Source organism: Caulobacter sp. DWR2-3-1b2, assembly GCF_049896345.1.
Lineage (GTDB): Bacteria > Pseudomonadota > Alphaproteobacteria > Caulobacterales > Caulobacteraceae > Caulobacter.
Genome location: NZ_JAFCUC010000008.1, coordinates 96997 through 112055, shown reverse-complemented (window position 1 = coordinate 112055; position 15059 = coordinate 96997). Strand labels below are relative to the sequence as shown.

Annotated in this window: 14 protein-coding genes; 12 read left to right on the top strand and 2 right to left on the bottom strand. The window is 68.5% G+C overall.

Annotated features, from left to right (window positions below; genetic code table 11):
- Positions 1 to 218 precede the first annotated feature (218 nt).
- From ACP694_RS18685 to ACP694_RS18635, 11 genes are all read left to right on the top strand, one after another.
- Positions 219 to 1073 (top strand): pirin family protein, encoded by an 855-nt coding sequence (locus tag ACP694_RS18685; protein WP_426014959.1) that lies wholly within the window; start codon positions 219 to 221, stop codon positions 1071 to 1073.
- Between the two features lie 241 nt (positions 1074 to 1314).
- Positions 1315 to 1788 (top strand): PaaI family thioesterase, encoded by a 474-nt coding sequence (locus ACP694_RS18680; protein WP_426014957.1) that lies wholly within the window; start codon positions 1315 to 1317, stop codon positions 1786 to 1788.
- A gap of 2 nt (positions 1789 to 1790) precedes the next feature.
- The gene (locus ACP694_RS18675; RefSeq protein ID WP_426014955.1) at positions 1791 to 2714 is read left to right on the top strand and encodes an alpha/beta fold hydrolase; all 924 of its coding nucleotides are present in this window, start codon (positions 1791 to 1793) and stop codon (positions 2712 to 2714) included.
- A 102-nt stretch (positions 2715 to 2816) separates the two neighbouring features.
- Positions 2817 to 3857 (top strand): glycosyltransferase family 9 protein, encoded by a 1041-nt coding sequence (locus ACP694_RS18670; protein ID WP_426014953.1) that lies wholly within the window; start codon positions 2817 to 2819, stop codon positions 3855 to 3857.
- A 59-nt stretch (positions 3858 to 3916) separates the two neighbouring features.
- Positions 3917 to 4147 (top strand): aa3-type cytochrome c oxidase subunit IV, encoded by a 231-nt coding sequence (locus ACP694_RS18665; RefSeq protein WP_426014951.1) that lies wholly within the window; start codon positions 3917 to 3919, stop codon positions 4145 to 4147.
- 120 nt (positions 4148 to 4267) lie between these two features.
- Positions 4268 to 5410, top strand: a complete 1143-nt coding sequence (locus ACP694_RS18660; RefSeq protein ID WP_426014950.1) for a Re/Si-specific NAD(P)(+) transhydrogenase subunit alpha — start codon at positions 4268 to 4270, stop codon at positions 5408 to 5410.
- Between the two features lie 26 nt (positions 5411 to 5436).
- Positions 5437 to 5775, top strand: a complete 339-nt coding sequence (locus ACP694_RS18655; RefSeq protein ID WP_426014948.1) for an NAD(P) transhydrogenase subunit alpha — start codon at positions 5437 to 5439, stop codon at positions 5773 to 5775.
- A complete protein-coding gene (locus ACP694_RS18650) occupies positions 5772 to 6713 on the top strand; it encodes a hypothetical protein (RefSeq protein ID WP_426014947.1) in 942 nt (313 codons plus the stop codon). The genes ACP694_RS18655 and ACP694_RS18650 overlap by 4 nt, the downstream gene beginning before the upstream one ends.
- Before the next feature lie 7 nt (positions 6714 to 6720).
- A complete protein-coding gene (locus ACP694_RS18645; protein ID WP_426014945.1) occupies positions 6721 to 7617 on the top strand; it encodes a hypothetical protein in 897 nt (298 codons plus the stop codon).
- Positions 7614 to 7934: a hypothetical protein gene (locus ACP694_RS18640; protein WP_426014944.1), complete on the top strand. Its 321-nt coding sequence runs from the start codon at positions 7614 to 7616 to the stop codon at positions 7932 to 7934. The genes ACP694_RS18645 and ACP694_RS18640 overlap by 4 nt, the downstream gene beginning before the upstream one ends.
- Positions 7935 to 7997: 63 nt before the next feature.
- Positions 7998 to 9416: an NAD(P)(+) transhydrogenase (Re/Si-specific) subunit beta gene (locus ACP694_RS18635; RefSeq protein ID WP_426014942.1), complete on the top strand. Its 1419-nt coding sequence runs from the start codon at positions 7998 to 8000 to the stop codon at positions 9414 to 9416.
- 421 nt (positions 9417 to 9837) lie between these two features.
- Here the strand turns inward: ACP694_RS18635 and ACP694_RS18630 are convergent, their stop codons facing one another.
- Together ACP694_RS18630 and ACP694_RS18625 are read right to left on the bottom strand one after the other, a co-directional pair.
- Positions 9838 to 12915, bottom strand: coding sequence for an efflux RND transporter permease subunit (locus tag ACP694_RS18630; RefSeq protein ID WP_426014940.1), 3078 nt, complete (start codon positions 12913 to 12915; stop codon positions 9838 to 9840).
- A 202-nt stretch (positions 12916 to 13117) separates the two neighbouring features.
- Positions 13118 to 14098, bottom strand: coding sequence for an efflux RND transporter periplasmic adaptor subunit (locus ACP694_RS18625; RefSeq protein WP_426014937.1), 981 nt, complete (start codon positions 14096 to 14098; stop codon positions 13118 to 13120).
- A gap of 327 nt (positions 14099 to 14425) precedes the next feature.
- Between ACP694_RS18625 and ACP694_RS18620 the strand changes: the two genes are divergently transcribed.
- Positions 14426 to 15058, top strand: a complete 633-nt coding sequence (locus ACP694_RS18620) for a TetR/AcrR family transcriptional regulator (protein WP_426014935.1) — start codon at positions 14426 to 14428, stop codon at positions 15056 to 15058.
- Position 15059: the final 1 nt, after the last annotated feature.

The following is a 15059-nucleotide window of genomic DNA, read 5'->3' as shown; positions in this document are numbered from 1 at the left end:
TCGTCTCACCCGCTTCACGACGCCGGGCAAGCTCACACCGCTCCTCGAGCGTGAGGTGATCATAGGCTTGTCCCATCGCAACACCTCGGTCAGAGAGTGTTGCACTTCGTTTGTGAACTCGGGGACCCAGGTCGTAAGGCCGAGCGGCGCCAAGAATTTCTAGATGCCCAGGCTGAAATCTGGGTCCCGGCATTCGCCGGGATGAGCGGATTGAAACGATGCAAGCCAGAACCCTCAAACGCCTCCATCCCGCCCAGCGCGACGACATCGGTGACCTCGTCACCCGCCGGCCCTTGCCCGGTCCCGCGATCGGGCAGTTGGACCCGTTCCTGTTCCTCAACCATCACGGCCCGCAGACCTATCCGCCGAACAACGGCGGCCTGCCGTTCGGGCCGCACCCGCATCGCGGCTTCGAGACCGTGACCTTCATCCTGGAAGGCGAGCTGTCGCACCTGGACAGCGGCGGCCATGAGAGCGTCATCGGCGCGGGCGGCGTGCAATGGATGACGGCCGGCAGCGGCCTCGTCCACGCCGAGCTGTCGCCGGCCAGCTTCAAGGCCAAGGGCGGGCCGCTGGAGATCCTGCAGCTATGGGTCAACCTGCCTAGCCGCTTGAAGATGACCGCGCCGAACTATCTGGGCCTGCAAGGCGCCGACATCCCCAAGGTCGAGATCGATGGCGCGGTCATCGAGGTGCTGTCCGGCGCCTTCGCTGGCGTCGAAGGCCCGTTCCCGTCCCTGATCGGCATCGAGATGGGCGTCGTGCGGCTGTCGGCTGGTGGTTCGTTGAGCGTGCCGGTCGCCAAGGGGCGGAGCGTGTTTCTGTACGTGGTCTCGGGCGAGATCGTGGCCGGCGGGCAGACGGCGAAGGCCTGGAACCTTGTCGAGCTCAATGATGACGGCGACGCGGTGGCCTTCGCGGCGCCCGGCGGCGCGGTGGTCGTGCTGGGCCATGCCGCGCCGCTCGGCGAGCCGGTCTTCGCCCAAGGGCCGTTTGTGATGAACACCCGCCAGGAAATCGTCCAGGCGATCGCCGACTACAATGCCGGCAAGTTCGGGACCGTGCCGGGGTAACGCCGCGACGCCCCCCCCCCCCCCCCCCACCTGGCCCACCCCCTCTCCGCCTCCACGCCCGGCTCTGTGGGGTCGGTGCCGGGTCCCCCCCCCCCCCCCCCCCCCCCCCCCCCCCTCCCCCGTTGCACGGGGGAGGAAGCGGAACGAATACGCATCGTGACGGAGGGGGCGTCTCGCCGCGTTACTCACCTTCCCACGCGTCGCCCTTGCCACGGTTCAAACGCCCGTTAGACTTTCCCCCATGTCCGACGATCTCACAGACGCCCAGGCGGCCGCCATTCCCGAGGGCTATAGCCAGCTGAACTGGTCGCGCGGCTTTGGCCGGCAGATCGGGCCGCTGTACGAGCAGCGAGCCGGACCGGGCGAGGCCACGCTGGGCTTCCGGGTCGAGGAGCACCACACCAACGGCCTGGGCAATTGCCACGGCGGCATGCTGATGAGCTTCGCCGACATGGCCTGGGGGCGGATCATCTCGCTGCAGAAGTCCTACAGCTGGGTCACGGTGCGGCTCAACTGCGACTTTCTCTCGGGCGCCCAACTGGGCGATTTCGTCGAGGGGCGGGGCGAGCTGATCTCCGAGCAGGAGCTGGTGTTCGTCGTGCGCGGCCGGATCTGGGTGGGCGAGCGGACGCTGATGACCGGCACGGGGGTGTTCAAGGCTCTGCAGCCCCGCTCGCCGCGACCGGGCGAGATCGCCTTCAAGGCTGAGGACTGAACATGGCAGACGACCGTCCTACGCCTTCGTCGCTGCTGGGCCCCTTCAACGGTGAGACGCCGCCGGCGCCGGCCTGGTTCGACGCCGCCATCGCCGTGACCCCCGAGCGCTCGCGCATTCCCGTCGAGGGCGCCGAAATCGAGCTGCTGACCTGGGGCGAGGTCGGCAAGCCGGGCCTGCTGTTCCTGCACGGCAACGGCGCCCATGCCGACTGGTGGAGCTTCATCGCGCCATTCTTCGCGAAGGACTGGCGCTGCGCGGCGATCTCGTGGTCGGGCATGGGCGGCTCGGACTGGCGCGAAGCCTATACCGCCCAGCTGTTCGCCGCCGAGATCTTCGCCGCCGTTGCAGCGGCGGGGCTGGAGGCGGGCGGGGTCAAGCCGATCCTGGTCGGCCATTCGTTCGGCGGCTTTCCCACCCTCTATTGCGGCGTAGAGCATGCTGACCGGCTGCGGGGGATCGTCATGGTCGACAGCAGCATCCAGCCCCCGGAAAAACGCTGGCGCGGCCCGCCCTCGCGGCCCGACGCCGCCAACCGGGTCTATGCCACGCTGGAGGAGGCGCTGGCACGCTTCCGGCTCGCCCCGCCGCAGGGCTGCGAAAACCCCTATATCGCCGATTTCATCGCGCGTGGGTCGCTGAAGGCCGTCGAGGGCGGCTGGACCTGGAAGTTCGACCCGGCCATCTGGCAGAGGTTCTCGATGCCGGACCTGGGCGAGCTTCTGCCGCGCATCGCCTGCCCGGTGGCCCTGATGTGGGGCGAGCGCTCGGCGCTGATGCACGACGAGACGCTGGACTACATGTTCAGCCAGATGCCCGACGACACTTTGCGTCTCGCCATCCCCGACGCCGACCACCACGTGATGGTCGATCAGCCCCTGGCCTTCGTGGCGGGGCTGCGAGGACTGCTGGCGGGGTGGGGGTAGGGTTTGCCAGCCAGCCGCTGACGTTCTACTTCCGTCTTTCCGGCCCCTGAGGAGCGCGCTACGCGCGACCTAAGGGCCGGGGAGACGGAGTTTTAGGGCAGGATGAGCGCTGACAAGTCGTCACGAGCCGGCCCCGTCCTCGTCTACGCCCCCGATCGCGGGATCGGCGACCTGATGTGGCACTTGCCGACCTTCCGGGCGATCGCCGCCCAGACGCCGGAGGGGCAGGTGGTGCTGGCCGCGCGACCGTCGAGCCGGGCCGCCGAGGTGTTGGCGGTCGAGCCGTCGATCGCCAGCGTGGTCTATGCGCGCCATTTCTCCGGAACCCTCAAGGGCGTCAGCGAGGTGCTCGACTTCTGGCGCATTTGCCGCGAGGTCAAGCCGCGCGCCGTGTGGATCCTGGAGAAGATAGGCCGTCCCGCCCAGGCCGCCTGGCTGGCCGGCGTGCCGGAGCGGCGCGGCTTTGGCCTTGGTCACAAGAGCCAGGAGCAGTGGCTGCAGGGACCGTTCCTGCCCAAGGCCCTGCGCCCGGCCCATCGGTTGGACAAGCTGGCGGCCTTCGAGGCCCTGCACGGCCTGAAGGTCGAGAGCCGCGAGCCAAACCTCAAGCTCGACCCCAAGGCCGTGGCCGCCGTCCAGGCCCGGTTCGCCGAACGTCCCGGCCCGTGGCTGGTGCTCGGCGTCGGGGCCAGCGAGCCGGCGCGGACCTGGCCCGCCGAGCGGTTCGCGGCCGTGTCGCAAGGCCTGGCCGACCTGTTTCCGACGGTGTTCTGGCTGGGCGGCCCAAACGACGCGCTGCGCGTCCAACAGACAGTCGACGCCCAGCCCGCGCCCATCCCTGGCGTTTTGGCCCGCGACCTGCTCGCCTGCGACCTGCCGCTGGACCAGGCCGCCGCCCTGATCGCCCTGTCAGCCGGGTTCCTGGGCAACGACTCTGGCCCCCTGAACGTCGCCGCCTCGGTGGGATGTCCGGCCATCGGCCTGATGGGGACCAGCCCCGTGCCGGCCTATTCGCGCTGGCTCAGTCGCCTCGACGGTGGGGAGGGCAGGATCGCCGATATTTCGGTCGATCAGGCCGTCCAGGCTGTTCGAACACGGTTCACTGACGAGGCTTGGGCCAACCGCGACATCGGGGCGGCTTGAGCCGGCGCGCCGCACGTTGTAAGCGGCGGGGCGTTTTTTCTTCCAAGTAGGAATTAGACATGGCCGGCGACTACAACCGCGGTGAAATGAACATCCACGAACAGGCCGCGACCTTCGAGGGTTTTGGCAAGTTCACCAAGTGGGGCTCGCTGGCGATCGCCACCCTGCTGCTGACCATCACCGTGTGGTTCTGCACCGACGCCGGCCCGCTGGCCGGCTTCGGCGCGGGAATCGCGCTGGCGGTGCTGGGCTTCCTGGCCCTGCGCGAAAAGCCCGCCTCCGCCCACTGACACCGGTAGACATCGGTATATTTTTGCCCCTGACGCGAGCGTAAGGCTCGACATGGGGCAAGAACCTCCCCTAGAGAGACGCGCAAGCTCGCGTGAGCAAGCAGCGTCCTTGGGAGGGGTATGCCGGTGGCCATCATCGCCGTCACGAAAGAGACCCGCGGGGGTGAAACCCGGGTCGCGGCCACGCCCGAGACCGTCAAGAAACTGGCCGCGGCCGGCTGGACGGTGGTGGTCGAGGCTGGGGCCGGCGCCGCCGCCGCCTATCCCGACGCCGACTACGCGGCGGCCGGGGCGACCCTGGCCGCTACAGCGGCGCAGGCGGTGAAGGACGCCGACGTTCTTTTCAAGGTGCGCGCGCCCGAGGCCGCAGAGATCGCCGCCCTGAAGACCGGCGCGATCGTCGCTGCGGCGCTCAATCCGCATGTCGACAAGGACAGTCTGAACGCCCTGGCCAAGGCCGGCGCCAGCAGTCTCGCCATGGAATTCATCCCGCGCATTACCCGGGCCCAGGTGATGGACATGTTGTCCTCGCAAGCCAACCTGGCCGGTTATCGCGCCGTGATCGAGGCCTCGGAAGCCTATGGCAAGGCCCTGCCGATGATGATGACCGCCGCCGGCACGATCGCCGCGGCCAAGGTGTTCATCATGGGGGTCGGCGTCGCCGGCCTGCAGGCCATCGCCACGGCCCGCCGCCTGGGCGCGGTGGTCACCGCCACCGACGTGCGTCCCGCCACCAAGGAACAGGTCGAGAGCCTGGGCGCCAAGTTCCTGGCGGTCGAGGACGAGGAGTTCAAGAACGCCCAGACCGCCGGCGGCTACGCCAAGGAGATGAGCGCCGAGTACCAGGCCAAGCAGGCCGAGCTGGTCTCGGCCCACATCGCCAAGCAGGACATCGTCATCACCACCGCCCTGATCCCCGGCCGCCCGGCTCCCAAGCTGGTCAGCGCCGCCCAGGTGGCCTCGATGCGGCCGGGCTCGATCATCGTCGACCTGGCCATCGAGGCCGGCGGCAATGTGGTCGGCGCCAAGCTCGGCGAGACGGCGGTCACCGAGAACGGCGTCAAGATCCTGGGCATTCCCAACCTGCCCGGCCGCATCGCCACCGACGCCTCGGCGCTCTATGCCCGCAACCTCTTCGCCCTATCGGGCCTGTTCCTGAACAAGGAGGGCAGCTTTGCCCCCGACTTCGAGGACGAGATCCTGAAAGCGGCCTTGGTCACCCGAGGCGGCGAAGTCGTGCATCCCGCGTTGAAGACCGCCTAACTCCAAGCTCGAAAAGGGAGGCTCCCATGGAAGCCGTCGACCCCACCGTGTTCCGCCTGGCGATCTTCGTGCTCGCCATCTTCGTCGGCTATTACGTGGTCTGGAGCGTGACGCCGGCTTTGCACACCCCGCTGATGGCCGTGACCAACGCCATCTCGTCGGTGATCATCGTCGGCGCGCTTCTAGCTGCCGCTGCGCACGGGGCTGACGCCGACCTGGCCGGCGGCACGGTCGCCGCCTCGACCTGGATCTCCAAGGGAGCCGGCGCCATCGCCGCCGCCTTCGCGGCCGTCAACATCTTCGGCGGCTTCCTGGTCACCAACCGGATGCTGGCCATGTACAAGAAGAAAGAGAAGGCCAAGTGAGCCAAAACAGCGCCCTTCAAGCCCTCGGGCTGCTGGTTGCGCTATTCGTAACGGGTTCGGGCGCGGAGGCGGCCGAGCCGTCCGCGAGCGGCCGACCCTTGCTTCTTTTCCCAATCATCGTCGAGCCGCCAACAACGACCTCGACGACCGCCGTTGCCAGTGGCGGAGACCTGTTCAGCCAGGCATTCCGATCCGAAGCGGCGGTTCGTCTGACGTTCGCCTATCAACTGCCGGACGCCACTGGGCGCACCATCGCCTTCCCGGAAGGCGCTGTGTTCGCAAAGGCCGTGACCGCCGAGAGCGACGTGTTTTGCGCGCCGAGCTCCAACGGGGCGATCGGCATCTTCTTGAAGGGGGACGTCGGTGTTTGCTTTCGCGACGCGGATCATGACGGAGTGTTCGATGGGCAAGCGCTGGTCGACTCCGCTTCGCGCGCCCGTACCGCCTACGAGCTGAAACCGAAGGCTTGGCGCTGGGCTCCTGCGAAGGTGGCCTACAGCCCGATCCGCCCGGAGGACATCCCGGCCGGGAGGATCGCTATCGACTACTTTTACGTCGATCCGCCTTTAGCCCGCCCCCAGGCATCCGTCGCGTTGCGTATCTGCGCGCCGGACGCCATGACCGCCCCAACCAAGGAATGGACATGGGGCCAGTGCGGAACGTTGATGGTGGGCTTCAAGGTCACCGCTTACAGGGACCGGACGGCGATCGACCTGAAAGCCCCGGGGCCTCAAGCCCTGACCTTGGGGCCAATGGCTACGACGGTTCGGGTGGATGTCGCGGGTCTAGCTTCGGCGGAGACCGGCCAGCCGTTTCCGGCCGGACGTAAGCTGATGATGCTCGCTGCCACCTACGGCCGTCCCAACGACCCGGCCCTCCAGACTTCGATCTTTGCGCTGTTGCCCGCTGACGCTCCCCTGGGCGAGGTCCGTCCATGAGCCGCTCGTGTTCAAGGGGCGGGTGCTGATGTTCGGCGGCAAGCGCATCGTCAAACAGGCCCAGGTCGCCAACCGCATCGCCTTGCAGCGGTGGTGGGACGACCTGCGGACCAGTGCGCGGGCGCGCCAGCCCGGCCGGCTGATCGCCCATGGCCGCAAGACCTATAGCCAGAACGACGAGGACGGCATCGTCCTGGAGATCTTCAACCGCCTCGGCGAGGGCGACCGGCGGTTCATCGAGTTCGGCGTCCAGGCCGGGGTCGAGTGCAACACCGCCCTGCTGCTGATGGCCGGCTGGAGCGGTCTGTGGCTGGACGGTTCGGACAGGTATGTCGCCGCCGCCAAGGGCCACCACGCCGTGGCCGTGGGGCAGGGGCGGCTGACTGTCCAGAAGGCCTTCGTCACGTCCGAGAACATCGACGCCCTGCTGGGCCCTTGGGCTAGCGGGACCGCCGCCAAGCCCGCCTCCGTCGACCTGCTGTCGATCGACATCGACGGCAACGACTACTGGATCTGGGACGCGATCACCGCCGTGCGGCCCCGCGTCGTGATTATCGAATACAACGCCGCCTATCCGCCGCCCGTTGCCTATGTCGCCGAGTACAGGGCCGACCGCACCTGGGACGGCGGCAATGACCACAGCGCCAGCCTGACCAGCCTGGAAGCCCTGGGCCGCGCCAAGGGCTACGCCCTGGTCGGCTGCAATCTGTCGGGCGCCAACGCCTTCTTCGTGCGCGACGACGAACTGACCGGCGAGGGCGGCCAACCCCGCTTCGCCGCGCCCTACACGGCGGCGAACCACTACGAGCCGCCCCGCTACGACCTCTCCGGCCTGCCTTCAGGCCATCCGCCACGGTTCGGCGTCAACGCCGCGCCTGAGCTGGCGGGGGGGAGGTCCGCATGAGCGATGGCGCTTCGCCCTTGCTGACCATCATTTTGATGAGCGCAGCTTTTGGCGGCGGATTCCTGCTGCTTCTCTTCATGTTGTGGGCCAGTGGTCGCAGCCCGATCGTCCGGATCGCCGGGGAGTTGGCCGCGAACCTGCTATACTTGGCGATGGCGCTGCTCCAGGCCTGGAACGCCCGTGGAGCGGACGACGCGACCGTCTGGAAGGCTGTTTCAGCGACCTTGGCGGTTGCAGCGGCCTTTAACGCATTCCGCTTCGCGAAGTCTCGCCAGAAGTCCGAGTTTTCACCGCCCGATGGAACGGCCAAGCCATGACGTTCCACCATCTCAGCGGCGTCGCCGCTCGTTTCTCTCCGCTCTTGGGGGCCAAGACCTGACATGAACGCCAATTTCGCCGCCGTCCTCTACATCGTGTCCGGGGTGCTCTTCATCCTGGCCCTGCGTGGGCTGTCCAGCCCGGTGACCAGCCAGGCGGGCAACCGCAACGGCATGATCGGCATGGCCATCGCCGTGCTGACCACCCTGGCCACGCTCTGGAAACAGGGCGCGCTGGACCCCGTGACCATCGGGTTGATCCTCGGCGGCGTCGCGGTGGGCGGCACGGTCGGGGCGGTGATCGCCCGCAAGGTGGCCATGACCTCGATGCCGCAGCTGGTGGCGGCCTTCCACAGCCTGGTCGGCATGGCCGCCTGCCTGGTGGCCGTCGCGGCGATCTACACCCCGGCCGCCTACGGCATCGTCGGCGAGGACGGCCATGTGCACCTCAACAGCCTGATCGAGCTGTCGCTGGGCTTGGCGATCGGCGCCATCACCTTCACCGGCTCGGTCATCGCCTTCGCCAAACTGAACGGCAATATGGGCGGCGCGCCGATCATGCTGCCGGGTCGCCACCTGCTGAACATCGCCCTGGCCGTGGGCATCGTCGCCCTGGTGGTGGTGCTGGTGATCAGCGGCGGCGCGGCGATCTGGGCGTTCTGGGCGATCTTCGCCCTGGCCCTGATCCTCGGGATCACCCTGATCATCCCGATCGGCGGGGCCGACATGCCCGTCGTGGTGTCGATGCTCAACAGCTATTCCGGCTGGGCGGCGGCGGCCCTGGGCTTCACGCTGGAAAACACCACCCTGATCATCACCGGCGCCCTGGTGGGCAGCTCGGGGGCGATCCTGTCCTACATCATGTGCAAGGCCATGAACCGGTCCTTCATCTCGGTGATCCTCGGCGGCTTCGGCGCCGCCGACGCCGTGGCGGGGCCTGGCGGGACGGCCGAGACCCGGCCCGTCAAGCAGGGCAGCGCCGAGGACGCGGCCTTCATCATGAAGAACGCCAGCAAGGTGATCATCGTCCCCGGCTACGGCATGGCCGTCTCCCAGGCCCAGCACATCCTGCGCGAGATGGGCGACAAGCTGAAGGAGGAAGGCGTCGAGGTGAAATACGCCATCCACCCCGTCGCCGGCCGGATGCCCGGCCACATGAACGTGCTGCTGGCCGAGGCCAATGTCCCCTATGACGAGGTGTTCGAGCTGGAGGACATCAACAGCGAGTTCTCGACCGCCGACGTCGCCTTCGTGATCGGCGCCAACGACGTCACCAACCCGGCCGCCAAGACCGATCCGACCAGCGCCATCTACGGCATGCCGATCCTCGACGTCGAAAAGGCCCGCACCGTGCTGTTCATCAAGCGCGGCATGAGCTCGGGCTATGCCGGGGTGGAGAACGAGCTGTTCTTCCGCGACAACACCATGATGCTGTTCGGCGACGCCAAGAAGATGGTCGAGGGGATCGTCAAGGCGCTCTGAAGCTTTTTTCGAGCGAAGTGGTTCCGGTTCGCGTGAAGAAAAATGCGTCAAAACAAAAGATTAGAGCTCACGGCCTGACGCAGTCAGGTCGGGAAATGCTCTAGGGCTTTTTTCGAGCGAAGTGGTTCCGGTGAGGGCGGCAGACGATCTGCCAGGACGGGCCGCACATCTTGTCCTGTTCTTCTCGGAAGAGGCTTTCGTTGGCGTCGATCCAGCCGGGCAGGCCCCTACGGTGGGGGCGTTTCTAGAGCAAGCCGCGCGATATAGAAATCGCACGGCTTGCTCTAGATTCTTGTTTTCGCATCGCTTTTGCGGAAAATCGGTGGCCACTTTTCCGCGCGATGCTCTAGGCAGATGGCTTCGGGCTGTGGTCGCTTGCCGGCCACTCCCCCCACCGCCACATCCCCCACAGCGGGAGGCATTAGGACCGCTCTTCCCCCCGCGCCGTCAGCCAGTACATCACCGGCGTCGCCACCCGCGACAGCACGGTGCTCGTGATCAGCCCGCCGATGATCGCGATGGCCAGTGGCGAGTACAGCCCCGAGCCCTCCATCGCCAAGGGCAGCAAGCCGCCGATCGCCGTGACCGAGGTCAGCAGCACCGGCAGGAACCGCACCTCCCCCGCCTTCTCGATGGCGTCGTGCAGACCCATGCCGCCGCGCCGCAGCTGTTCGGTGAAATCGACCAGCAGGATCGAATTCTTGATCTCGATGCCAATCAGGGCGATCAGGCCGATGGTCGCGGTGAAGCTCAGCGAATGGCCGGTGATCCACAGAGCCGCCACCGCCCCGAACAGGCCGAACGGGATGATGCCGGCCACCACCAGGGCGGTCTTGAACCGCTGGAACTCCAGGACCAGCACCGCCAGGATTCCGAACACCGCCACCATCACCGCCGCGCCGAGCCCCGCGAAGCTTTTGGACTGGGCCTCGGCCTGGCCGCCCAGGGTCAGGCGGTAGCCGGGAGGCATGGGCAGGTCGCGATCGAGCCGCGCCACGATGTCGGCGGTGACCTTGGCGGTCAGGTAGCCGGTCTGGACATAGGACGAGACGGTCACCGTCCGCTCGCGGTCGAAGCGGTCGATGCGGGCCGGGCTGGAGCGCAGGGTCGGGGTGGCGATGGCGCCCAGCGGGGCGGCCTCGCCGTCGGCGGTGGGCACATAGATCTTGGACAGGTCGGCCAGGGCGTTGCGATCTCCCGTTTGGGCCGACCCGTCGGTCGCGGCCATCGGCAGCCGCACCTTGACCGCATAGTCGTCGCCGTCCGGATCGCGGAAGCGGCCGGTCTCCTCGCCCGACAGCGCCAGGCGCGCCACCCGGCGGGGGGCTCCGGCCGGCACGCCCAGGGCGGCGGCCTTGCCCTCGTCGACACCGAGGTCGAGGTCGGTGCGGTCCAGCCGCACGGGGTTGCTGACGTCGCGGGTCCCCGGCGCGGCCTTCAGCACCGCCTCGGCCCGGGCGGCCAGGGCCTTCAGGACCTCCAGGTTCTGGCCGGTCAGGCGCACGGCGATCGGGGCGTCGATCGGCGGGCCGTTCTCGAAGGTCACCACGCTGATCCGCGCCCCGGGGAAGCGGGCGAAGTCGCGGCGCAGGTCGTCCAGCACCGCCTCGCTCTTGCCTGGCTCCCAGGCCTTCAGGCTGGCGAACACCTCGCCATAGGTCGTCGAACTCTCGCGCTGGCTGACATTGTAGAAGATCTGCGGATTGCCCCGCCCCAGATTGGCGGCACGCCAGGTAATGTCCGGCTCGGCCTTCAGACGCGCCTCGACGAACCGAAGGGCGCGGTCGGTGCGGGCCAGGGGGCTGCCGTCGGGGGTCTCGACCCGGACGATGAACTGCGGAGTCTCGGCGGCCGGAAACAGGCTGCTGCCGATGATCTTCAGCATCGGCAGGGTGGTGAGGCAGAGGGCCAGCATGATCGCCAGGCTCAGCCACGGCCGCGCCAGGCCGAAATGCAGAACCGGTCGGTAGAAGCGATGGATGGCCCCGTTCACCGCCCGCAGCAACGCGTTGCCCTCGGGGTCGGAATGCTTGTCCAGCACCCGGCTGGCCAGGAACGGGATGATGGTCATCGACACCACGAAGGACGCGCCCACCGTGCATAGCACCGTCACCGGCAGCGAGCGGATATAGGCGCCCGAGCCCGCCGGCAGGGCCATCAGCGGCAGGAAGGCCAGCATCAGGCAGGCCGTGCACCCCACCACCGCCAGGGCGATCTGCCGGGCGCCATTGATCGCGGCGGCCGTGCGCTCCTCGCCCTCGCGGATGCGGCGGGCGATGTTCTCGGTAATGACGATGCTGTCGTCGACCAGCAGCCCCAGGGCCAGCACGAAGCCGGCGATCGACAGCTGGTTCAGGGTGAAGCCGAAGGCCTGCAGCATCGACAGGCCGATCAGCAGGCTCAGCGGGATCGACACCATCACCACCAGCCCGGCCCGCGTCCCCAGCGGCAGCAGGGTGATCAGCACCAGGGCCAGGGCGATGCCGAAGTCGCGGAACAACCTATTCAACCTGAGTTCGACATTCCTGGCCTGGACAAAGCCGCGCTCCAGCTTGACCCCGGCCGGCAGGGTCTTCTCATAGTCGTCCAGCACCTTGTCGACGCCGGCGGTGATCTTGGCGACGTCCTGGCCGTCCTTCTGGGTGACGGTGATGAACACCGCCCGCCGGTCGTTGAAGCGGGTCAGGTGGGTGGGCTCGGCCTGGGCCCAGGCCACCTGGGCGACGTCGCGCACCCGCACCACCTGGCCGCCGAGCGAGCGGACCGGCGTGTCCTTGACCGCGTCCAGCGATCGGAAGGCGCCGCCGGCCTTGACGTTGAAGCGGCGGTCTCCGGCCTGCACCGCCCCGATCGGCGCCTCGGCTCCAGCGGCCTTCAGGGCGTCGGAGACGGCGATGGCGGGGAGTTTCAAGGCCGACAATCGGGCCAGGTCCAGCGACACCCGCACCTCGGAAGGCGGCGCGCCGTAGTAGCGGGCCTGGCGCACGCCGGGCACGCGGTCGAGCCGCTCGCGCAGCCGGTCGGCCACCTTTTCCAGCCGGCGCATCGGCAAGACTTCGCTCGTCAGAGCCACCTGGACGATGGCCACCTCGGTGGTGCGCACGCGGTCGATCTCGAGGCGAGTCAGGCCTGCCGGGAGGTTACCCCGGATGGCGTTCACCTCGCGGACCACCTGATCGTATTTGCGCTCGGGATCGACATCCCAGGTGAAGTGGACCCGGATCACCGCCGCACCGTCTAGGCTGGTCGATTCGACCTTGTCGATATTGTCGAGGCCGTCGACCGCATCCTCGATCGGGTCGGCGACCAGCTGCTCCATCTCCGAGGGCTCGGCCCCGGGCAGCACGGCGCGGATCACCACGATGGGGATCGGGAAGTGCGGATCCTCGGAGCGCGGCACGCTGAGGAAGGCGTTGACCCCCAGCATGACCAGCAGGCCAAAGGCCACCAGGGTGAACTGCCAGCGGCGGACCGCGAAGCCGAAGAGATCGGGCTTCATCGCGAAGGTCCCCGATCGCGAACTCCCCCAACATCCGTCATTCCCGCCCTTGTGGCGGGAACCCCTGGTTCAGCCGACGGTGAAGCGCCATGGCGCGCTGGCGCGCCACACTTCCGCACCTGCGGCGGAGAGAGGGGTTCCCGCCACAAGGGCGGGAATGACGGCTGAAATGTGGGGGCCTTAGCGAGAAAGGCAGAGCGCATCATCGCCCCGCCTTCCCGCCCAGCGCCTTGGCATCCGTAACCGTCACCCGGTCGCCGTCCGAGACGAAGCCGGCGCCGGCGGTGATCACCCGCGCGCCGTCCGGCAGGCCGGCCACCAAGGCGTCGTCGCCGTCGAAGCCGCCGAACCGCACGGGCGTGCGGCGGGCCTTGCCGCCCTCCAGCCGCAGCACGGCCGCCCTTCCGCCCGAGGCTTCCAGCACCGCCTCGGCGGGGATGCGGGCGAAGCCGGCGTTGGCGGTGGGCGCGCGGGAGGCGAGGCGGGCATTGGCGATCTGGCCGCTGCGCAGGTCAGGCCTCTCTTGGTTGGAGGAGGCGGCGACCTCGATCTCGACGATGACCGCGCCGGTCCGCACGTCGGTCGCCTGGCCCACGCGGGTGACGTGGCCCGTCAGCATCTGGCCAGGTAGGGCGTCGACGGTGATCTCCACGGGCGAGCCGACCGCGATCCCCGCGACGTCGCGGGCGGCCAGCGGGACGCGCAGCACCAGCGGGCTGGTCAGGTCGGCGACGGTGACCACGGCCTGGCCGGCCTGCACCACCTCGCCGGCCTGGGCCTTGCGCTCCAGCACCACGCCGGAAGCTGGGGAAACAAGCTGGGCCCAGCGACGGTCGAAGGCCGCGCCGCCATAGGCGGCGCTGGCCGAGCGCACGGCGCTCTCGGCGTCGTCGACGCGGACCTTGGTGACATAGCCCTTGGCGAAGAGAATCTTGGCCCGGTCCAGGTCGCGGCGGGCCTTGTCGAGCTCGGCGCTGGAGGCTTGCTGGCGGGCGTCGACGGCGGCCGGGTCGATCGCGGCCAGCACCTGGCCAGCCCGGACCGGGTCGCCGGCCTCGACGCCGACCCGGGTCAGCACCCCGGCGATCCGGAACGACAGCGCCATCTGCCGGCGACGCTCCAGGGTCCCGGTGGCGGTGACGCCGCCATTGGCGTGGGGCGCGGCGACGGCGACGGCCTCCACCGCCTGGGGCGGGGGTGGAGCGGCCGGGGTCTTGTGGGGGCCGCAGGCGGTGAGGGCGAGGGCGGAGAGCAGGGCAAGGAACGCCGCCTTCCCCCTGGAGGGGGGAAGGGCTGGGGATGGGGGTGGAAACGCATTAGGATAAGGCGCGAACGCAGCGGCCGCCTCCAGCGACGCCGCCCCCATCCCCGACCCTTCTCCCCTCCAGGGCGAAGGGAGTTTCTCCGTGCCCATAACCCCGCCCCCTCGACTATCGATCGATGATAAGTTATCAGTGATAGATTATCGCGACTTGTCAAGCCGCTCGCGGTCGGAGAAAGCATCGAAACGATGAAGGCGCCGCAGGTCCGATCTCCCCGCAAGGCCAAGGGCCAGGGCGGCGAACGTCGCGAGGAGATCCTCGACGCCGCCCTGACCCTGTTCAGCGCCAACGGCCTGCAGGCGGTCTCGACCCGGCAGATCGCCGAGGCGGCCGGCATCAGCCAGCCGGGGCTCTACGCCTATTTCGCCACCAAGGATGACCTGATCGCCGAGCTGTGCGTCCGGGCCTTCGCCAAGCTGTCGGCGCGAATGGAGGCGGGCAAGGCCCAGTGGACCCCGACCCCGGAGATGTTCGACCGGGCGATGATGACCTATATCGACTTTGGCCTCAGCGAACCGGACGCCTATCGCGTGGCCTTCATGGTCGAGAAGAGCCACGACGGCTCGTTCCTTTCGCGGAGCGGCGGGCGGCCCATGGCGGCGGGTCTTGAAGCCTTCCAGGGCTTCGTGGCGATGATCGCCGACCTCCACGACCACGGCTTGACGGCCGACGACGACGCCCTGCGCCTGACCCAGACCCTGTGGGCGGGGCTGCACGGACTGGTCTCGCTGCTGATCGCCCGGCCGGAGTTTCCGTGGGTCGAGCGCGAGGCGCTGATCGCCGCCCATATCGCCATGCTGCGGCGCGGGGCGCTGAAGTAGG

Excerpts from the sequence above, each read along its gene's own strand:
- ACP694_RS18660 (WP_426014950.1), top strand. The coding sequence starts at position 4,268 with ATGCCGGTGGCCATCATCGCCGTCACGAAAGAGACCCGCGGGGGTGAA.
- ACP694_RS18670 (WP_426014953.1), top strand. The coding sequence starts at position 2,817 with ATGAGCGCTGACAAGTCGTCACGAGCCGGCCCCGTCCTCGTCTACGCC.
- ACP694_RS18665 (WP_426014951.1), top strand. The coding sequence starts at position 3,917 with ATGGCCGGCGACTACAACCGCGGTGAAATGAACATCCACGAACAGGCC.
- ACP694_RS18630 (WP_426014940.1), bottom strand. The coding sequence starts at position 12,915 with ATGAAGCCCGATCTCTTCGGCTTCGCGGTCCGCCGCTGGCAGTTCACC.
- ACP694_RS18640 (WP_426014944.1), top strand. The coding sequence starts at position 7,614 with ATGAGCGATGGCGCTTCGCCCTTGCTGACCATCATTTTGATGAGCGCA.
- ACP694_RS18685 (WP_426014959.1), top strand. The coding sequence starts at position 219 with ATGCAAGCCAGAACCCTCAAACGCCTCCATCCCGCCCAGCGCGACGAC.
- ACP694_RS18635 (WP_426014942.1), top strand. The coding sequence starts at position 7,998 with ATGAACGCCAATTTCGCCGCCGTCCTCTACATCGTGTCCGGGGTGCTC.
- ACP694_RS18680 (WP_426014957.1), top strand. The coding sequence starts at position 1,315 with ATGTCCGACGATCTCACAGACGCCCAGGCGGCCGCCATTCCCGAGGGC.
- ACP694_RS18620 (WP_426014935.1), top strand. The coding sequence starts at position 14,426 with ATGAAGGCGCCGCAGGTCCGATCTCCCCGCAAGGCCAAGGGCCAGGGC.
- ACP694_RS18675 (WP_426014955.1), top strand. The coding sequence starts at position 1,791 with ATGGCAGACGACCGTCCTACGCCTTCGTCGCTGCTGGGCCCCTTCAAC.
- ACP694_RS18655 (WP_426014948.1), top strand. The coding sequence starts at position 5,437 with ATGGAAGCCGTCGACCCCACCGTGTTCCGCCTGGCGATCTTCGTGCTC.